The sequence below is a fragment of the Bradyrhizobium dasycarpum genome (assembly GCF_042019905.1).
Lineage (GTDB): Bacteria > Pseudomonadota > Alphaproteobacteria > Rhizobiales > Xanthobacteraceae > Bradyrhizobium > Bradyrhizobium japonicum_B.
In genome coordinates, this window is sequence record NZ_CP169574.1 from 6,345,315 (window position 1) to 6,362,880 (window position 17,566).

Here is a 17,566-nt window from a genome sequence, read left to right on the forward strand (position 1 = left end):
AGGGAACACGCGCGGTGGATCTCAGGGCGACGCAAGCGCCGACACGGATTCTTTCCGTCGGAGATGCCTCGGGACCGAAAGATCCACCGCCGCAGAACGCGAGTTCGCCAACCGGCTTACTTGCGGGTGGCGCTCACATACATGTTGATTTCCATGCCACAGGGCACTTCGACGATCTTCGGGGCTTTCCATGCCATTTTGGCTCTCCATTTCTGCGAATTCGGACGTATCCGCCCACTGGCTAAGTTAATGCGGGCGGAGAAGTTCGCTAGTGAAATTTTCCCGGACCTAGGTAGTAGGCCTGCCGAATTGCTGCACTGCGAAGCGAGCGCATTGCCGCCGTAAAGATCCGCAATGGACATACGCAAAAACCGCCGATAGGTCGTGATCCCTGTCGGGATAAACGAGTTGTGAGTTAGAACAGCTTCCAATCATCTGCAGGCGACCCCATTGGATCAGGCATGCCCAGATATTTCTTCAACACCCGTATCGGCGACGAACTGATCGTGGATCCTGACGGCGAGGACCTGCGCAACCCCGATCGCGCCTGGGAGGTCGCCCGCCAGATGATCCTGGAAGTGGTGAAGTCGGAAGGTGCACAGCCGGCCCTGCTCGAGGCGGTGATCGAGGTGACGGACACCGACGGCGAGGTCGTGCTGGAGTTTCCCTTCACCGAGGCGTTGCTGGACCTGCCGGATCCGTCCGCGACGCGGCATTAGAGGCCCAGCTCCCCCAACCGTCATTGCGAGCCAACGGGTCCGCGCGAAGCGCGGCCCGATGACAGGAGTCGTCGCATCAGCGCAAAATTGCTACGCAATTTTGTCGCGAGCTCCTCGCAATGACGGCGAATGGGGCACCGCCCGGCACCAAACCTGTCCTTCACCCCTGCGAAATCCGCATGGCTTTGCCGCGTTCCCGGCGCTAAAAGACGCCGGATACACGGAGCAAGCCATGCAAGATCTCTGGCGCCTGTCGGCCGCGGACCTCGCCACCCTCGTCAAATCCAGGAAAGTCTCCGCCAGGGAGGCGGCCAAGGCCGGTCTTGCCCGGCTCGACGCCGTCAATCCCCAGCTCAATGCGGTGATCGACCACCGGCCCGACGACGTGCTCAAGCAGGCCGACGCCATCGATGCCGCCATCGCGCGAGGCGAGGACCCCGGGGTGCTCGCCGGCGTGCCCGTCACCATCAAGGCCAATGTCGACCAGGAAGGCTTTGCCACCACCAACGGTCTGAAGCTGCAGCGTGACGTGATCGCGCGCGAGGACAATCCCGTCGTCGCCAATTTCCGCAAGGCCGGCGCCATTCTGCTCGGCCGCACCAATTGCCCGGCCTTCTCCTATCGCTGGTTCACCACCAATCTGATCCACGGCGACACCAAGAACCCGCGCGATGCATCGCTGACGCCGGGCGGCTCCTCCGGCGGCGCCGGTTCCGCGGTCGCGGCCGGCATCGGCCACATCGCCCACGGCACCGACATTGCGGGCTCGATCCGCTATCCCGCCTATGCCTGCGGCGTGCACGGCCTGCGTCCGACCCTCGGCCGCATCCCCGCCTTCAACCCCGCGCTGCCGGAGCGCCCGATCGGACCGCAGATCATGGCGGTGTCGGGTCCGCTGGCACGCACTGTCAACGACCTCAGGATTTCGCTCGAAGCAATGGCAGCCCGCGACATCCGCGATCCCTGGTTCGTGCCGGTGCCGCTGCAGGGCCCGGCGCGGGACAAGCGCGCCGCGCTTTGCCTCAATCCCGGCGGCCTTGCCACCACACCGGAGGTGAAGGCGGCGGTGAGCGATGCCGGCAAGCGGCTGGAGCGCGCCGGTTGGACCGTCGACGTGATCGAGGACACGCCGCCGATGCGCGAGGCGGTGGAGTGGCAGATCAAGCTCTGGCTCGGCGACGGCTACGAGGCGCAGCCTCGAGACGGCCGAGCGCGAGGGCGATCCCGGCGCGCTGGCGTGCCTGCGCGGCAACCGCGCCAGGGTGACGCCGATGGACCAGGCCAATTACGCCAAGGCGCTGACACGCCGCGCCACGCTGACGCGCGAGTGGATGCTGTTCTTCGAGAAATATGCGGTGCTGCTGACGCCGGTCTCCGGCGAGCTGCCGTTCCCGGATCATCTCGACCGCAAGGACGACGAATCCTTCAAGCGGGTCTGGGAAGCGCAGCTGCCGCAGATCGCCATTCCCTTCATGGGATTGCCGGGCCTCGTGGTCTCCACCGGTCTGGTCGGCAAGGCGCCGGTCGGCGTGCACGTCGTGTCCGGCCGCTATCGCGAGGATCTCTGTCTGCTCGCGGGCGAGGCGATCGAGGCCGGCGGCGTGCCGCCGTCGCCGATCGACCCCGTGGGCTAGCGATGTCCGCCATCTACGACTTCAAGGCCAACTCGCTTGCCGGCGAGGAGGTGTCGATGAGGCGTTTCGAGGGACAGGTGCTGCTGATCGTCAACACCGCGAGCAAATGCGGCTTCACGCCGCAATATCGCGGGCTGGAGGATCTGCATCGCGATCTCTCGCCGCGCGGCTTTTCCGTGCTCGGCTTTCCCTGCAATCAGTTCGGTGCGCAGGAGCCGGGCCAGGCGAGCGAGATCCAGGCGTTCTGCTTGGCCAATTACGCCGTCACCTTCCCGCTGTTCGAGAAGGTCGACGTCAACGGCGCAAATGCGCACCCTCTGTATGCGTACCTGAAACGCCAGCAATCGGGCCTGTTGGGGGCTTCCATCAAATGGAATTTCACCAAATTCCTGGTGGATCGTGACGGCCGCGTGGTCGCGCGCTATGCGCCGACCGCCCGGCCCGAAGCATTGCGGACTCAAATCGAAACACTGTTGTGAGCGAGACAATCATGAGCGACGAATTTCCGGACCGCCTGTCGGTCGATCCGAACAGCCCCTATTACAACGCGGACATCCTGTCGCGCGACGTCGGCATCCGCTTCAAGGGCATCGAGAAGACCAATGTCGAGGAGTACTGCATCAGCGAAGGCTGGGTCCGCGTCACCGCCGGCAACGCCAAGGACCGCCACGGCAACCCGCTGACCATCAAGGTGCACGGGCCCGTCGAGCCGTATTTCAGGGATAAGAAGTAACGGCGCAGCCGTCATTCCGGGGCTCGCGAAGCGAGGACCCGGAATCTCGAGATTCCCCGGTGCGCAATTGCGCACCTGAGGTCTGGTCCTTCGAACCATCCCGGAATGACGCGCTAACGAGCGAGAAAGCCAAATCCCATGTCCGTCCGCATCGTCGACGTCCGCGAGATCACCAAGCCGATCTCGTCCCCGATCCGCAACGCCTATATCGACTTCACCAAGATGACGACGAGCCTTGTCGCCGTCGTCACCGATGTGGTGCGCGATGGCAAGCGCGTCGTCGGCTACGGCTTCAACTCCAACGGCCGCTACGGCCAGGGCGGCCTGATCCGCGAGCGCTTTGCGCCGCGCATCCTCGAGGCCGATCCGAGGTCGTTGCTCGATGAAGCCGGCGGCAATCTCGATCCGGACAGGGTCTGGGCCGCGATGATGACCAACGAGAAGCCCGGCGGCCATGGCGAGCGTTCGGTCGCGGTCGGCACCATCGACATGGCGGTGTGGGACGCCGTGGCGAAGATCGCGGGCAAGCCGCTGTTCCGCCTGCTCGCCGAACGCCACGGCCTCACCGCCAATCCGCGCGTCTTCGTCTACGCCGCCGGCGGCTATTACTATCCGGGCAAGGGCCTGTCGATGCTGCGCGGCGAGATGCGCGGCTATCTCGATCGCGGCTACAACGTCGTGAAGATGAAGATCGGCGGTGCCGATATCGCCGAGGACCGCAAGCGCATCGAGGCCGTGCTGGAAGAGATCGGCAACGACGCGCAGCTCGCCGTCGATGCCAACGGCCGCTTCAACCTGGAGACCGGCATCGCCTACGCCAAGATGCTGCGCGACTATCCGCTGTTCTGGTACGAGGAGGTCGGCGATCCCCTCGACTATGCGCTGCAGGCCGCGCTGGCCGAATTCTATCCCGGCCCGATGGCGACGGGCGAAAACCTGTTCAGCCACCAGGACGCCCGCAATCTGATCCGCTACGGCGGCATGCGCCCCGACCGCGACTGGCTGCAATTCGACTGCGCGCTGTCGTACGGCCTGTGCGAATACCAGCGCACGCTGGAAGTCCTGAAGACCCACGGCTGGTCGCCCAGCCGCTGCATCCCCCACGGCGGCCACCAGATGTCGCTCAACATCGCCGCGGGCTTGGGCCTTGGCGGCAACGAGAGCTATCCCGACCTGTTCCAGCCCTATGGCGGCTTCCCGGATGGCGTCCGCGTCGAGAACGGCCACATCACCATGCCGGATTTGCCAGGCATCGGCTTCGAAGGCAAATCCGATCTCTACAAGGAGATGAAGGCGCTGGCGGAGTAGCCCGACTGTCGCCACATGCACCGTCATTGCGAGCGCAGCGAAGCAATCCAGAATCCTTCTGCGGCGGCAGTCTGGATTGCTTCGTCGCTACGCTCCTCGCAATGACGGTGGGGTGCGAGTCGATCGCCCCTTACGACAGCCGCATGTCCAGCAGCCTTCGCCCTTCGCCCTTCAGAAGCTTCTTCACCGCGCTCGACGCTACCACCTCGCCGTCATTGGCGTAGGCCTCGTGGTTCTTCTCGATGTCCTCGAGGCGGTAGAGGTAGTTGACCATCACGCCGGCGGATTCGCGCAGCCCCTTCGGCGAGAGGTCGCCCAGCCAGTTGATGCGTTCGAGCCGGGCGCCGTTGCCGAGATGGAAGCGGGCGACGGAATCGATCAGCTTGCCCTTCGGCGTGCGGGCCTTGAGGAAGTAATGCGCGGCGAGGGGCTCGATCACGGCGCGGAGCAGCGTCGTCGTCTCCGGGTTCTCGAACCATTTGGGATCGTCGAGGCGCTTCAACACCTCGCGATCCTCGTCCGACAGCGGCAGGTCCTTGTCCTGCTTCACCCACGCCATGAAGCCGGGCACCGGCGACAGCGTCACGAAGGTGTCGAGCTTCGGCGTCTCGCGCCGCAGCTCCTCCACCACCTGCTTGATCAGGAAGCTGCCGAAGGAGATGCCGCCAAGGCCGCGTTGGGTGTTGGAGATCGAATAGAACACGGCGGTGCGCGCGCGCTCGATCGGCAGATGCTGGCGGTCGACCGCCAGCAGCGGCGCGATCGCGCCGGGGATCGTCTCGGTCAGCGCCACCTCGACGAAGATCAGGGGCTCGTCCACCATCGCGGGGTGGAAGAAGGCGTAGCAGCGGCGGTCGACCGGATCGATGCGGCGGCGCAGATCGTCCCAATCCGAAATCTCGTGCACGGCTTCGTAACGGATGATCTTTTCGAGGATGTTGGCCGGCGTCGACCAGTCGATCCTGCGCAGCACGAGAAACCCCCTGTTGAACCACGAAGAAAGAAGATGCGAGACGTCGCGATCGAGCGCGGCGAGATCGGTGTGCCCGTTCATCATGTCGAGCAGATCGGCGCGCATGGCCACGAGGTCGCCGGTGCCGCCGGGCGCGCGGTTGAGTCTTCGGATCAGCTCCTGCCGCCGCGGCTCTGAGGCGAAATGCAGGGAGCTTGCGTCCTCGTCGCTCGGCGCGGCGCGCCATGTCTCGATCGCCCTGGACAGGCGCTCCCGGTCCGGGCCGAAATCGCGCACCAACCCTTCGAAGAAGGCGCGCCGTCCCGCCGCATCGAGCTCCCGGTAGATGTCGAGCACCTCGCGCGCGATGGCGATACCCGATGCTTCGCCCCGGCCCGACAGCAGCGCATCACACAGCTCGAGCAACCCGTCGGCATCCCGTCCGGTGTCGGCGGATTCGCCGCGACGAAGCAGCGTGCGGCCGCGCTCGGAGATGGTGGCGAGCAGGTCGGAGAAGAAGGCGTTGGCCATAGGGGCTTTCGTATCAGGTTTGTGCGTTGCGGAAGCTTACACGGGATTTGGGGGGAAGCCGATCACAATCAAGCGGAGGAATGCGGCAACTTTAGTCGGGCCGTGCGTTTGGAGAATGCCGGCATGCCTGATGGGGACGGGGTGATGTGGCAGCGCGTCCTCGCCCCAAACACGATGTCATGCCCCGCGAAGGCGGGGCATCCAGTACTCCGCGGCCCATCTGTTCTATCACCATCGCCGAATACTGGATTGCCCGCCCCTGTGCGCAATTGCGCACTAGGCGGGCAATGACACCGAGCGAGTGGCTAACTCTTCCCTGCAAACTCCGTCGGCGTCCGCCCCGTCACCTGCCGGAACGCGGCCGAAAACGCCGGCACGCTGGCATAGCCGAGCTGGGTCGCGAGCTGCTTCACCGACACGCTGGCATCGGTCGACAGGCGCTGGATTGCCGCGGCGATCCGCGCGCGCTGGCACCAGCTCTTGAAGCTGAGCTGCGTCTCCGTCGAGAACAGCCGCGACAGCGTCCGCGCCGAGGTTCCGACCGCCCGCGCCAGCGTGTCGATGTCGTGCAGGGCAGTGGGGTCGTCGAGCACGATCATCGCGGCGCGCCGACAGCGCACGTCGCGCGGCAGCGGCACGAACGTCGTGGAATCCTCGGCCTGGTGCAATTCCAGCATCACCAGGCGCACCAGAAGCTCGGTACGTTCCTCGGTATTGCGCGCGTCGAACAGCGCCAGGATGGCCTGGTTGAGCAGCGGCGACACCCGCACCACGAATTCCCTGGTCAGGCCGTCGTAGCGCTGCTCGCGCTTCAGCCAGGACAGGTCGAAATACAGCGTGCGCATCTCGATGTCGACGAGCAGGTCGATGGCATGCTCGAGCCCGGCCGGGACCCACACCGCCCGGTCCGGGGGCACCAGCCAGCGCCCCCCGGGCGTCGTCACCTGCATGGTGCCCTTCGCCGCATAGATCAGCTGCGCCTCGCGATGCAGGTGGGGATCGATCCGCATGCCCCTGGGATAGTCGCGCGCAACCAGGTGCACGCCCGCGGGCGAGCGATGATTGCTGCGGACCTCCCGCAGCACTGGCGTTTCCAAAATTGGCGTTTCAAAGACAGTCATTGGCGGCATCCCGTCATGGGGAGGACATATAACTCATTTCGGAGCAGGAGAGGATTCGGGAATGAACAGCCCCAGCCGGGTCATCGGTTTCGTCAACGCAGGCCATTTCATCGACCATTATTCGATGCTGATCTTCGCCGCCGCCGTCATCATCATGGGTCCGGCGCTCGGCATGGCCTATTCGGAACTCCTGCCTTACGCGACGCCCGGCTTCGTGGCCTTCGGCGCCGGCTCGCTGCTCACCGGCTGGCTCGGCGACCGCTGGAGTCGCCGCCACATGATGCTGATCTTCTTCGTCGGCATCGGGGCATCGATGGTCGCGGTCGGCCTGGTGCAGAGCCCGGCGCAGCTCGGCGCGGCGCTGCTTGCGATCGGCATCTTTGCCTCGATCTATCATCCCGTCGGCACCGCCATGATCGTGTCCTATGCCGACCGGCTCGGCCGCGAGATGGGCATCAACGGCGTCTGGGGCAATCTCGGTGTGGCGTCCTCGGCGCTCGTCACCGGCGTGATCGGCCAATATCTCGGCTGGCGTTTTGCCTTCATCGTCCCGGGCGTCGTCACGGTCCTGATCGGCATTGTCTTTGCGATGAGCGTCGTGCACGAGGACCGCAAGGGCTCGAAACAGGCGGCGGCGCAGGCGCGGGTGGCCAAGCAGGACATGTGGCGGGTGGTGCTGTCGCTGCTGATCGTGGTGATCGCGATCTCCACGACGTTCAACGCTGTCACCGTGGCGTTGCCGAAATTGTTCGCCGAGCGGCTGGCGGACCTGACCAAGAGCCCGGCGCTGCTCGGGGCCATCGCCGCTGGCGTCTATGTGTTCGGCGCGATGACCCAGTACACGATCGGCCGGCTGCTCGACCGCTATTCGCTCAAGACGGTGGCATTGCCGCTGTCCTTCATGCTGGCGCCGTTCCTGTATCTGGCCGCGAGCCTGGAGAACCTGCCGCTGATCCTGGTCTCGATCGGCATCGTCATGGGGGCGTTCGGGCAGGTCACGGTCAACGACGCCATGGTCGGCAAATACACCAGCGAGGAATGGCGCTCGCGCGCCTATGCCGTGCGTTACTTCATCGGCTTCACCGCGGCCGGCGCATCGGTCGGCCTAGTCGCCTGGCTCTACGAGCAGGGCGGCTTCGTCACCATGCTGCACGCCTTCGCCGGCCTCTGCCTGTTCGCGATCGCAGCCGCCATCATCCTGCCGCGCGAGATCCGGACGCCGCAGGCGGTGTGAGGTCATTGTGAGGCGGGCAACTGTCTCCACATCGTCATTCCGGGGCGCGCGTCAGCGCGAACCCGGAATCCATCGGGCGGCAGTGATTGCGGAGAAATGGATTCCCGGCTCGTCGCTGCGCGACGCCCCGGAATGACAGGGAGCGGAGCGGCACGTCACGCACGCCGCCGATCATGCAACTCTGCCCCTGTTTTGCCCGACGGCGCAAACTGCTTCGGCAAGGCCGAAATTTTCCCAAGCTTTTCAACTCCTTCCTTACTGTGCATGGGGTTGTTTTCGCAATTTTGTCCTCGCCCGCCCCCTCTCACCTCTGGAACCCGCTCCACCTTCCGCGGGTTCTATCTCCATGGCCCCGACGCCGGGGGTGAAGGGGGAAATCATCTGCATGCTCTCGCGCCTGCTCCGATCGGCCGGCCTCGTCCCCGCGGCGCTCGTCCTCACCACCGTTGCGGCCGGCGCTGAAGCGGGCAAAGCGGCCGGCCCGTCCGAATTCCTGCTGGTGGCGCAGATCGTGCTGCTGATCGCGGTCGGCCGCGGCCTCGGCGAGATCATGCAGCGGATCGGCCAGCCCTCGGTGATCGGCGAACTGCTCGCCGGCATCATTCTCGGGCCGTCGCTGTTCGGCTGGATCTGGCCGGAGGCGCAAGCCGCGCTCTTCCCCAAGTCGCCCGAGCAGAAGGCGATGCTCGACGGCATCGCGCAGGTCGGCATCCTGCTCCTTTTGCTGCTCACCGGCATGGAGACCGACCTCAAGCTGGTCCGCAAGGTCGGCAGGGCCGCGGTCGCGATCTCGATTGCCGGCATCGTCGTGCCCTTTGCCTGCGGCTTCACGCTCGGCGAGTTCCTGCCCGATGCTTTGCTGCCCAATCCGGAGCAGCGCCTGGTGGCCTCGCTGTTCATGGGCACGGCGCTGTCGATCTCCTCGGTCAAGATCGTCGCGGTGGTCGTGCGCGAGATGAACTTCATGCGCCGCAATGTCGGCCAGATCATCGTCGCGACTGCCGTCATCGACGACACCATCGGCTGGATCATCATCGCCGTCATCTTCAGCCTGGCTTCGCACGGCACGCTGGACGTCGCCTCGGTGGCGAAGGCGGTGCTGGGGACGCTGCTATTCCTCGCGGTCAGCTTCACGATCGGCCGCCGCCTGGTGTTTCAGCTGATCCGCTGGGCCAACGACAACCTCGTCAGCGCCGCGGCGGTCATCTCGGTGATCCTGCTGCTGATGTGCGTGATGGCGATGATCACGCATGCCATCGGCGTCCACACCGTACTTGGCGCCTTCGTGGCCGGCATACTGGTCGGGGAATCCCCGATCCTGACGCGGCAGATCGACGAGCGCCTGCGCGGCTTGATCTCCAGTTTCTTCATGCCGGTGTTCTTCGGCCTCGCGGGCCTCGCCGCCGATCTCTCGGTGCTGCGCGATCCCGATCTGTTGATGCTCACCGGCCTCCTGGTCTTGATCGCCAGCGTCGGAAAGTTCGGCGGCGCCTTCGTCGGCGGCGCATTGGGCGGCCTCAACAACCGGGAATCGCTGGCGCTCGCGAGCGGCATGAACGCGCGCGGCTCGACCGAGGTGATCATCGCCACCATCGGCCTGTCGATCGGCGTGCTCAGCCAGAACCTGTTCACGATGATCGTGACCATGGCGATCGTGACCACGATGGCGATGCCGCCGATGCTGCGCGCAGCGCTGGCCAGGCTGCCGATGAACAAGGAGGAGAAGGAGCGGCTGGAGCGGGAGGAGTTCGAGAAGCGCGGCTTCCTCGCCAATCTCGAGCGCCCCCTGCTGGCTGTGGACGAAAGCGTCAACGCCACCTTTGCCGCCCACCTCGCGGGCCTGATCGCCGGCATGCGCGGCCTGCCGATCACGGTGCTGCATATCGGCCGAAACGCCAAGGAGCAGGAGAAGAGCCGCGACGCCGAGGAGAGCCACGAAGCCGTGGTGAAGAAGGCGGCCGAGGCAGTGGCGGCCAGCAAGGAAGAGGACACCGGCAGCGTCGATGTCGTCACCCGCGCAAGGCGTGCGGAGCTCGGCGAGACCATCACCGAGGAGGCACGCAAGGGTTTTGATCTCCTCGTCGTCGGCATCGACAAGGTCGCCGTGACCAAGGATCGCTTCGACCGCAAGATCGAGGACATCGCCGCGAGGTTCGAGGGACCGCTCGCGATCGCCGCGGCCAAGGGCAAGCACCTGAAGCAGCCGAACCCCGAGGGGCTCAACATCCTCGTTCCGGTCTCCGGCAGCGGCATCTCCAAGCGCGGCGCCGAAGTCGCGGTCGCGCTGGCGCAAGGAGGATCGGGCTCGCTCCGGGTGATCTATGTCGCGACCACGCGCGACAAGGGCGCGCAGCGCGGCACCTCCCGCGGCCTCGGCCAGGAGGCCGGCATCCTCAAGGACGCCAGCGATCTCGCCGCCCGCTACGACGTCGACTTCACCACCACGCTGCGGGTGAACCGTGCGCCGGAAGTCGCGATCCTGCGCGAGATCGACACCACCGACGTCGATCTCGTCGTCATGGGCGTCGACCGCATCCAGGCCGACCACCTCTCCTTCGGCGGCGTCGCCGATGCCGTGCTGCGGCAGTCGACGGTCTCAGTGCTGCTGGTATCGAGCGGCGAGGCGCGGCGGCCTGCGGTGGAGAAGGCTTGAGTAACGCTCTCTCCGCCGTCATTGCGAGGAGCGAAGCGACCAAGCAATCCAGACTGCCTCCGCGGAAAGACTCTGGATTGCTTCGCTGAGCCTGTCATCGGGCCGCGCTTCGCGCGGACCCGTTGGCTCGCAATGACGATTGGGCCGACAGCCGTTGTCTACTTCACCGCCACCGGCTTCGCCTTCGGCGCCTTTTTCGAAGCCCGCCAGTTCTCGAAACGCTGCACCACGACGAAGAAGGCCGGCACGAACAGCACGGCAAGACAGGTCGAGGCCAGCATGCCCGAGAACACGGTGATGCCGATCGACTTGCGCGCGCTGGCGCCGGCGCCGGTGGCGAGCACCAGGGGCACCACGCCGAGGATGAAGGCGAACGACGTCATCAGGATCGGGCGGAAGCGGGCGCGCGCCGCTTCGATCGCGGCTTCCAGCACCGGCTTGCCGTCGCGGCCGTGCAGCTCGAGCCCGACCTCGACGATCAGGATCGCGTTCTTGGCCGACAGCGCGATCAGCAGGATCAGGCCAATCTGGCAATAGAGGTTGTTGTCGATCTTGAGCCCGGAGAGGATCAGCATCGGCCCGAGCAGCGACAGCGGCACCGCGAGGATCACCGAGATCGGCGCGTACCAGCTCTCGTACTGGCCGGCGAGCACCAGATAAACCAGCAGCATGGCAAGGCCGAACACCCAGTAGATCTGGTTGCTGACCGCCTTCTCCTGGTAGGACATCGCGGTCCATTCGTAGCCGGTGCCGGGCGGCAGCGTCTTGTCCGCGATCTCCTCCATCAACTTCAGGGCCTGGCCGGAGGAGTAGCCCTGTGCCGGCAGGCCGATCACGGTCGAGGACGGATAGAGATTGTAGAGGCTGATCAGCGACGGGCCGGTGGCCGGCGTGATCTTGGCGACGGTGCCGATCGGGATCATGTCGCCGTTGGAGTTGCGCACCATCATGTTGGCGATGTCGCGCTCGGTGACGCGGAAGGCGGGATCGGCCTGGGTGTAGACCTGGAACACGCGGCCGAACTTGTTGAACTGGTTGACATAGGACGAGCCGAGATAGGTCGACAGCGCCGCGAACACCTGATCGGTGGTGACGTGCAGGGTCTGGGTCTTGACCCGGTCGATCTCGACGTTGAACTGCGGCACCGAGGCGCGGAACGAGGATTGCACGCGCTGCAGCGCGCTCTGGCTCTGGCCGTTCGCGACCACCGCGCCGGTGATGGCCTGCAGTTTGGCGAAATCGCTGTTGCCGTCGCGCAGCTCCACCTGCATCGAGAATCCTGCGGCGTTGCCGATGCCCTGGATCGGCGGCGGCGGCAACACGATGGTGCGGGCTTCCATGATGGTCGCGAGCTTGTCGTTAAGGCCGTAGACCAGGGAGCGTAGATCTTCGCCAGGCCCTTTGCGGGCGTCCCAATCCTTCAGGATGATGTAGGCGACGCCGGCATTGGCGAGGCTGGCGCTGTTGTCGAGCGCCGAGATGCCGGCGATGGTGATGACCTGAGCCACGCCTGGCGTGTCCTTGATGATCTCGCTGGCGCGATCGAGCACGTTCTGGGTCCGCTCCAGGGCGGCGCCGTCGGGCAGCTGGACGGCGGCGATCAGATAGCCCTGGTCCTCGATCGGCAGGAATCCGGTCGGCACCCGCGACAGCCCGTAGCCGCTGGCACCGATGACCAGCAGCGCGAACGCGACCGAGATTGTAGCGTGCCTGACGAGGAACGTGATCAGCCTCGTATAGCCGCGCTCGACGCGGTCATAGACCGCGTTGAAGCCGCGGTAGAAGAAATTGCGCTGCTCCGGCGGCACCGCCGGCCGCAGCCACAGCGCGCATTGCGTCGGCTTCAAGGTCGCTGCGTTGATGGCGGACAGCAGCGCGGTCGCGGCGATCACCAGCGCGAATTGCGAGTAGATCCGCCCGGTGAGGCCGGCAAGAAACGAGGCCGGTAGGAACACCGAGATCAGCACCAGCGTGATGCCGACGATCGGCGCGAACAGCTGGTCCATCGCCTTGATCGCAGCGTCGTGGCCGTTCATGCCCTGCTCGATGTTGTGCGCGGCGCCTTCGACCACGACGATGGCGTCGTCGACCACGATGCCGATCGCCAGAACGATCGCGAACAGCGTCGACATGTTGATGGTGAAGCCGAGCGCCGCCATGGCGGCGAAGGCGCCGATGATGGTGACGGGCACGGTGGTGGCCGGCACCAGCATCGCCCGCCAGTCCTGCAGGAACACCAGGATCACGACCAGCACCAGAAGGCCGGCCTCGATCAGCGTCATGTAGACCTCGTGCACCGAGGCCTCGACGAACTTGGTGGTGTCGAACGGCGTGTCGTATTTGATGCCTTCCGGAAACCGCTTGGCGAGCTCGGCCATCTTCTTCTCGACCGCCTTCTCGACCTGGAGCGCGTTGGCGCCGGGCGACTGAAATACGCCGATGCCGACGGCCGGCTGCTTGTTCAGCGAGAAGATCTGGCTGTAGGTCTGCGCCCCCAGCTCGACCCAGCCGACGTCGCGCACCCGCGTGACGTCGCCGCTTGAGCCCGATTTGACGATGATGTTCTCGAACTGGCTGGTGTCGTCGAGCCGTCCGTTGACGTTGAGCGTGTACTGGAACGCCTGTCCCGGCGGTGTCGGCGGCGCGCCGACCTGGCCGGCGGCGACCTGCTGGCTCTGCTGCTGGATCGCCTGGATGACGTCCTGCGGCACGAGGCCACGGACCTGCAGCTTGTTGGGATCGAGCCAGACCCGCATCGAATACTGGCCGGCGCCGAACACGGTGACGTTGCCGACGCCGGGCAGGCGCGAGAGCTCGTCGCGGATGTTGATGGTGGCGTAGTTGCTCAAGTAGAGGCTGTCGTAGCGCAGATCCGGCGAGGTCAGCGTCACGAACAGCAGGATCGAGGTCGACCGCTTCTGCACGGTGACGCCCTGGTTCTGCACCGCCTGCGGCAATTGCGACAGCGCGCTGGAGACGCGGTTCTGCACCAGCACCTGCGCGAAGTTGAGGTCGGTGCCGATCTTGAAGGTCACCGTCAGCGTGTAGGTGCCGTCGGAGCCGCTGTAGGACTGCATGTACAGCATGTCCTCGACACCGTTGACCTGCTGCTCGATCGGCAGCGCCACGGTGTCGATCACGGTCTTGGCGCTGGCGCCGGGATAGCGCGTGGTGACCTGCACCGTCGGCGGCACCACGTCGGGATATTGCGCGACGGCGAGGTTGAACAGCGCGACGCCGCCGATCAGGATCATCAACAGAGCGATGACGTTCGAGAGGACCGGCCGCTCGATGAAGAACTTTGAGATCATGGCTGGCCTCTTACTTGCTCGAGGCCTGCGGCTGCTCGATCTTCGTCACCTGCGGATCGATCTTCTGGCCCGGGATCACCCGCAGCAATCCCGCAATCACCACGCGATCGTCCGCCTTCAGGCCGCTTTCGATCACGCGCAGCCCGTTGTCGAGCGGGCCGATCTGCACCTTGCGCTGCTCGACCACATTGTCGCCGTTCACCACCAGCAGATAGCGGCCGCCCTGGTCGCTGCCGAGCGCCGTATCGGGAACGAGCAGCAGAATCCTTCTCTTGGCTGAACGGCACGCGGACGCGGACGAAATAGCCGGGCAGCAGCACCCGCTTGTCGTTGGCGATGAGGCCGCGCACCGCCAGCGTGCCCGTCGATTGATTGAGGGTTGGCGAGACGTAGTCGAGCTTGCCCTCGTGCGGATAGCCGGTCTCGGTCTGCAATCCGACCTGAATCGGGAATTGCTTCATGTCCGCGGGCGTCAGTCCGCGGCGGGTCGCCTCGGCGCGGATGCGCAGCACGTCCTGCTCGTTGATGGTGAAGTTCACGTAGATCGGGTCCATCGCCACGATGGTGGCGAGCTGGGTCGGGGAGGAGACGCCGACGAGCTCGCCGACCGAGACCATGTGGGCGCTGACGATGCCGTCGAACGGCGCCGTCACCTTGGTGTAGCCGTAGTTGACCTGGGCCAGCCTGGTGTTGACCTGCGCCTGCTGCAGATTGGCCTGGGCGTTGTCGCGCGCCGAGGTGGAGTTGTCGAGCGTGGCTTGCGAGACCGCCTGGCGCTGCACCAGCTCGGCCTGCCGCTTGTAGTCGGCGTCGGTCTGCCGCACCGAAGCCTGCGCGCCGATCTCCGCCGCTTGCGCCTGTTCGAGCTTGAGCTTGTAGGTTTCCGGCTCGATCGTGAACAGCTGGGTACCCTGTTTCACGAAAGTGCCGTCCTGATAGTCGATCGATTGCAGGAAGCCCTGCACGCGCGCGACCAGGTCGACGCTCTTGACCGGCGCGGTGTTGCCGGTGGCCTCGATGTAGCGCGTCACCTGACGCTGCACGGGGGTTGCGACGTCGACCTTGGGCGGCGGCGGTGCCACGAACGTGTTCTTGTCCTCGCAGCCGGCAAGCACGGCCATGGACGCCGCAGCGGCAAGGACCCGCCCGATATGCCTCCACGCTCCATTGCCTCGTGCGGGAGTGGCGGGATTCGTCGCGGTCATTCGGTAGCCCCCGATTGCTGTCTGTCGGTGCGGCAGGCTAGCAATAAATGATTGGCCGTGGAACACCATAGCCATGGCAGTCGCCGGCCTTGCCCCGCAACGAGCGATGTGGCCTTTGACAAGTTTATCACGACAAACCGCTTTTCATCGGCAGCGCGATCGACCGGAATTGTATCAAAGGCCGCGCGAGCCAAACGGAGCGGTCGGAAGGAAGAAAAGGTGAGGAGACGTGATATGCCCGTGCCAGCAGACGGCTTGAAGGATGAGATCGCGCCGACCGGCAAGCTGCGGGTGGCGATCGCCATCAGCCCCGCAGGCGGCGCGTTCTGGTCGACCAAGACCGAGGCCGGCTATGCCGGCGTCCCGGTCGATCTCGGCAAGGCGATGGCCGCGCAGCTCGGCGTCCCCGTCGACTATGTCGTGCACCAGAATTCGGGGCAGATCACCGACGCTGCGTCGACAGGGACATGGGACGTCACCTGGCTTCCCAAAGATCCCGAGCGCGAGACCAAAATGCTGTTCGGCCCGATCTACGAGGTCGCGGACGCCACCTACATCGTCAAGGCCGGCTCCATCGTCACCAACTTTGCGACGCTGGACCAGCCCGGCATCAAGGTCGCCGCCGTCAACGCCACCACGACGATGCGCGGCGCGATCGCGCATTTGAAGCAGGCCAAGGTCACGGGCTATCAGACCTACGACGAGATTTTCGGCCTGCTCAGCAGCGGCGAGATCGACGCCTTCGCGTTGTCGCGCGACCAGCTCAACAAGATGGCGCAGAAGATCCCGGGCACGCGCGTGCTGGCCGAGACGTTCAAGAAGACCGTGACCGCCGTCGCCGTGCCGCTTGGCCACAACCGGGCGCTGGCCTTCGTCACGACGTTCATGACGGACGCGACGAGCAACGGCACGCTGCGCAGGGCCTATGACGATAACGGCCTGAAGGATGCGCCGATCCGGACGGAGTAGCGTCCGCAATCCGGCCCGCGGCCCATCCTTCGAGACGCCCACCTTCGGCGGGCCCTCAGGATGAGGACCGAGCGTGCGGCGCCAATTTCAACGGGCACGACTGCCGCTTAGCCTCGCCCTTCAGCGCCCCCTGATCTCCGCATACTTCGCCATCGCTTTCTCGAACTTGCGGTTGAACAGCCACATCGCCGCGAGGATCTCGCGGATGCTGGCGGAGGGGCGCGCCCGGTCAGCCTGTCCGAAGGCAAAGATGCTGTTGTTGCGCAGGTGCTTCATGACCGTGGGGCTGGAGACCCTGTAGTTCAGGAGATCGCCGGATTTGAGCGCGGCCCGCGTCGGGGTCGGCACGATCTGGATCAGCTCGAACAGCTTCATCTGGTCGATCGGGTCGGGCAGTGTCTTCACGATGGCGGGGATTTCGCGGAACACGTCCGCATGCGCGTTCATCAGGCCGTTGCGCACGTTGGTCCAGTGGTTGAAGCGGCGGTCGGTGCCGCGCGCCCGCGCCTCCTCCTTGTCATCGCGCGCGCTCAAGGCCGCATCGATCGCGGCGATCTCGCCTCTGATCGCCTGCCATTTCCTGTGGCCGTTGCGGTCCTCGGAGGGGCCGGTCTGGAAGCTGCCCATATAGGTGTTCGAGCGTCCGTTGCGGACGTTCTGCTTGCCGTTGGTCTCGGCAAAGAACAGCCCGAGGCTGATGCGTCCCGCGGCGTCGGCGTGCTCGGGCGCGAGCCCCTTGGCGCGCGCGATCACCGTGGCGAGATCGACGACGTCCTTGAACGGCGTCGCCGAGTTCTGCGCGCCCGCAGGCGGCGTTTCCATGACGTCGAACAGTCTGGAATATTCGTCGATCAGCGGCTCGATATCGGCATCGAAATAGGCCGGGGAATCTCGAACTTGTTGGGCCGGCCGATCCGCGACGGCATGGCGTCGGTGAGATCCTTGTAGGTGCTGATCACGGCAACGCGCGCCAGATACAGCGCCTGTCCCGGCAGGTTCGGCAGCGGCTCCTTGGCGTCGATCTGGCGCCGCCGCTCGGCGAGGATCGATTTGAACTCACCGAGCGAGCGGTCATAGGCGGCGACCGCCTCCGATTGCCGGGGCGTGAGCGCGCCCTTCTGCGCGAGGACAGGGCCCATGATGAAGAAGGCAGCAGCCGCAAAGACTGCGAGACGTCTGAATCCCATGGCCGGTTC

At 65.4% G+C, this 17,566-nt stretch carries 11 protein-coding genes and 3 pseudogenes; 8 read left to right on the forward strand and 6 right to left on the reverse strand.

Features of this window, described 5'->3' with window-relative positions; all coding sequences use genetic code 11:
• Nucleotides 1-116: 116 nt before the first annotated feature.
• On the reverse strand, nucleotides 117-197 hold the full coding sequence (pqqA, locus tag ACETMP_RS30260; RefSeq protein WP_007595659.1) for a pyrroloquinoline quinone precursor peptide PqqA: 81 nt from the start codon (nucleotides 195-197) through the stop codon (nucleotides 117-119).
• A 264-nt stretch (nucleotides 198-461) separates the two neighbouring features.
• Here pqqA and ACETMP_RS30265 point away from each other — a divergent pair, with 264 nt between their 5' ends.
• From ACETMP_RS30265 to tarD, 5 genes and pseudogenes are all read left to right on the forward strand, one after another.
• A complete protein-coding gene (locus ACETMP_RS30265; RefSeq protein ID WP_375158998.1) occupies nucleotides 462-719 on the forward strand; it encodes a hypothetical protein in 258 nt (85 codons plus the stop codon).
• Between the two features lie 232 nt (nucleotides 720-951).
• Nucleotides 952-2,353 (forward strand): annotated as a pseudogene (locus ACETMP_RS30270) (amidase family protein).
• Nucleotides 2,354-2,355: 2 nt separating this feature from the next.
• Entirely contained in the window at nucleotides 2,356-2,832 is a 477-nt protein-coding gene (locus tag ACETMP_RS30275; protein ID WP_375158999.1) for a glutathione peroxidase, read from the forward strand.
• Nucleotides 2,833-2,843: 11 nt separating this feature from the next.
• On the forward strand, nucleotides 2,844-3,086 hold the full coding sequence (locus tag ACETMP_RS30280) for a DUF3297 family protein (protein WP_008559805.1): 243 nt from the start codon (nucleotides 2,844-2,846) through the stop codon (nucleotides 3,084-3,086).
• Nucleotides 3,087-3,224: 138 nt separating this feature from the next.
• Nucleotides 3,225-4,394, forward strand: coding sequence for a D(-)-tartrate dehydratase (gene tarD, locus ACETMP_RS30285; RefSeq protein ID WP_028138183.1), 1,170 nt, complete (start codon nucleotides 3,225-3,227; stop codon nucleotides 4,392-4,394).
• A gap of 130 nt (nucleotides 4,395-4,524) precedes the next feature.
• On the opposite strand, the gene ACETMP_RS30290 is transcribed toward tarD, so the two are convergent.
• Nucleotides 4,525-5,877 carry a malonyl-CoA decarboxylase gene (locus tag ACETMP_RS30290; protein WP_375159000.1) on the reverse strand — a complete coding sequence of 451 codons (1,353 nt, stop codon included), beginning with the start codon at nucleotides 5,875-5,877 and terminating at the stop codon, nucleotides 4,525-4,527.
• A gap of 305 nt (nucleotides 5,878-6,182) precedes the next feature.
• Complete coding sequence (locus ACETMP_RS30295) at nucleotides 6,183-7,007, reverse strand: helix-turn-helix transcriptional regulator (protein ID WP_375159001.1); 825 nt, start codon at nucleotides 7,005-7,007, stop codon at nucleotides 6,183-6,185.
• A 52-nt stretch (nucleotides 7,008-7,059) separates the two neighbouring features.
• On the opposite strand from ACETMP_RS30295, the gene ACETMP_RS30300 reads away from it, so the two are divergent.
• A complete protein-coding gene (locus ACETMP_RS30300; RefSeq protein ID WP_375159002.1) occupies nucleotides 7,060-8,232 on the forward strand; it encodes an MFS transporter in 1,173 nt (390 codons plus the stop codon).
• A gap of 385 nt (nucleotides 8,233-8,617) precedes the next feature.
• Nucleotides 8,618-10,885 carry a cation:proton antiporter gene (locus ACETMP_RS30305; protein WP_375159003.1) on the forward strand — a complete coding sequence of 756 codons (2,268 nt, stop codon included), beginning with the start codon at nucleotides 8,618-8,620 and terminating at the stop codon, nucleotides 10,883-10,885.
• 158 nt (nucleotides 10,886-11,043) lie between these two features.
• Here ACETMP_RS30305 and ACETMP_RS30310 read toward each other — a convergent pair whose 3' ends face one another.
• Both ACETMP_RS30310 and ACETMP_RS30315 read right to left on the reverse strand, forming a co-directional pair.
• Nucleotides 11,044-14,196 (reverse strand): efflux RND transporter permease subunit, encoded by a 3,153-nt coding sequence (locus tag ACETMP_RS30310; protein WP_375159004.1) that lies wholly within the window; start codon nucleotides 14,194-14,196, stop codon nucleotides 11,044-11,046.
• Nucleotides 14,197-14,206: 10 nt separating this feature from the next.
• Nucleotides 14,207-15,401: pseudogene (locus ACETMP_RS30315) on the reverse strand (efflux RND transporter periplasmic adaptor subunit).
• Between the two features lie 234 nt (nucleotides 15,402-15,635).
• On the opposite strand from ACETMP_RS30315, the gene ACETMP_RS30320 reads away from it, so the two are divergent.
• Nucleotides 15,636-16,370 (forward strand): transporter substrate-binding domain-containing protein, encoded by a 735-nt coding sequence (locus ACETMP_RS30320; protein WP_375159005.1) that lies wholly within the window; start codon nucleotides 15,636-15,638, stop codon nucleotides 16,368-16,370.
• A gap of 120 nt (nucleotides 16,371-16,490) precedes the next feature.
• On the opposite strand, the pseudogene ACETMP_RS30325 reads toward ACETMP_RS30320, so the two are convergent.
• Nucleotides 16,491-17,557, reverse strand: a pseudogene (locus ACETMP_RS30325) (hypothetical protein).
• Nucleotides 17,558-17,566 lie beyond the last annotated feature (9 nt).

Excerpts from the sequence above, each read along its gene's own strand:
- ACETMP_RS30265 (WP_375158998.1), top strand. The coding sequence starts at position 462 with ATGCCCAGATATTTCTTCAACACCCGTATCGGCGACGAACTGATCGTG.
- tarD (WP_028138183.1), top strand. The coding sequence starts at position 3,225 with ATGTCCGTCCGCATCGTCGACGTCCGCGAGATCACCAAGCCGATCTCG.
- ACETMP_RS30300 (WP_375159002.1), top strand. The coding sequence starts at position 7,060 with ATGAACAGCCCCAGCCGGGTCATCGGTTTCGTCAACGCAGGCCATTTC.
- ACETMP_RS30310 (WP_375159004.1), bottom strand. The coding sequence starts at position 14,196 with ATGATCTCAAAGTTCTTCATCGAGCGGCCGGTCCTCTCGAACGTCATC.
- ACETMP_RS30280 (WP_008559805.1), top strand. The coding sequence starts at position 2,844 with ATGAGCGACGAATTTCCGGACCGCCTGTCGGTCGATCCGAACAGCCCC.
- ACETMP_RS30305 (WP_375159003.1), top strand. The coding sequence starts at position 8,618 with ATGCTCTCGCGCCTGCTCCGATCGGCCGGCCTCGTCCCCGCGGCGCTC.
- pqqA (WP_007595659.1), bottom strand. The coding sequence starts at position 197 with ATGGCATGGAAAGCCCCGAAGATCGTCGAAGTGCCCTGTGGCATGGAA.
- ACETMP_RS30320 (WP_375159005.1), top strand. The coding sequence starts at position 15,636 with ATGCCCGTGCCAGCAGACGGCTTGAAGGATGAGATCGCGCCGACCGGC.
- ACETMP_RS30290 (WP_375159000.1), bottom strand. The coding sequence starts at position 5,877 with ATGGCCAACGCCTTCTTCTCCGACCTGCTCGCCACCATCTCCGAGCGC.
- ACETMP_RS30275 (WP_375158999.1), top strand. The coding sequence starts at position 2,356 with ATGTCCGCCATCTACGACTTCAAGGCCAACTCGCTTGCCGGCGAGGAG.
- ACETMP_RS30295 (WP_375159001.1), bottom strand. The coding sequence starts at position 7,007 with ATGCCGCCAATGACTGTCTTTGAAACGCCAATTTTGGAAACGCCAGTG.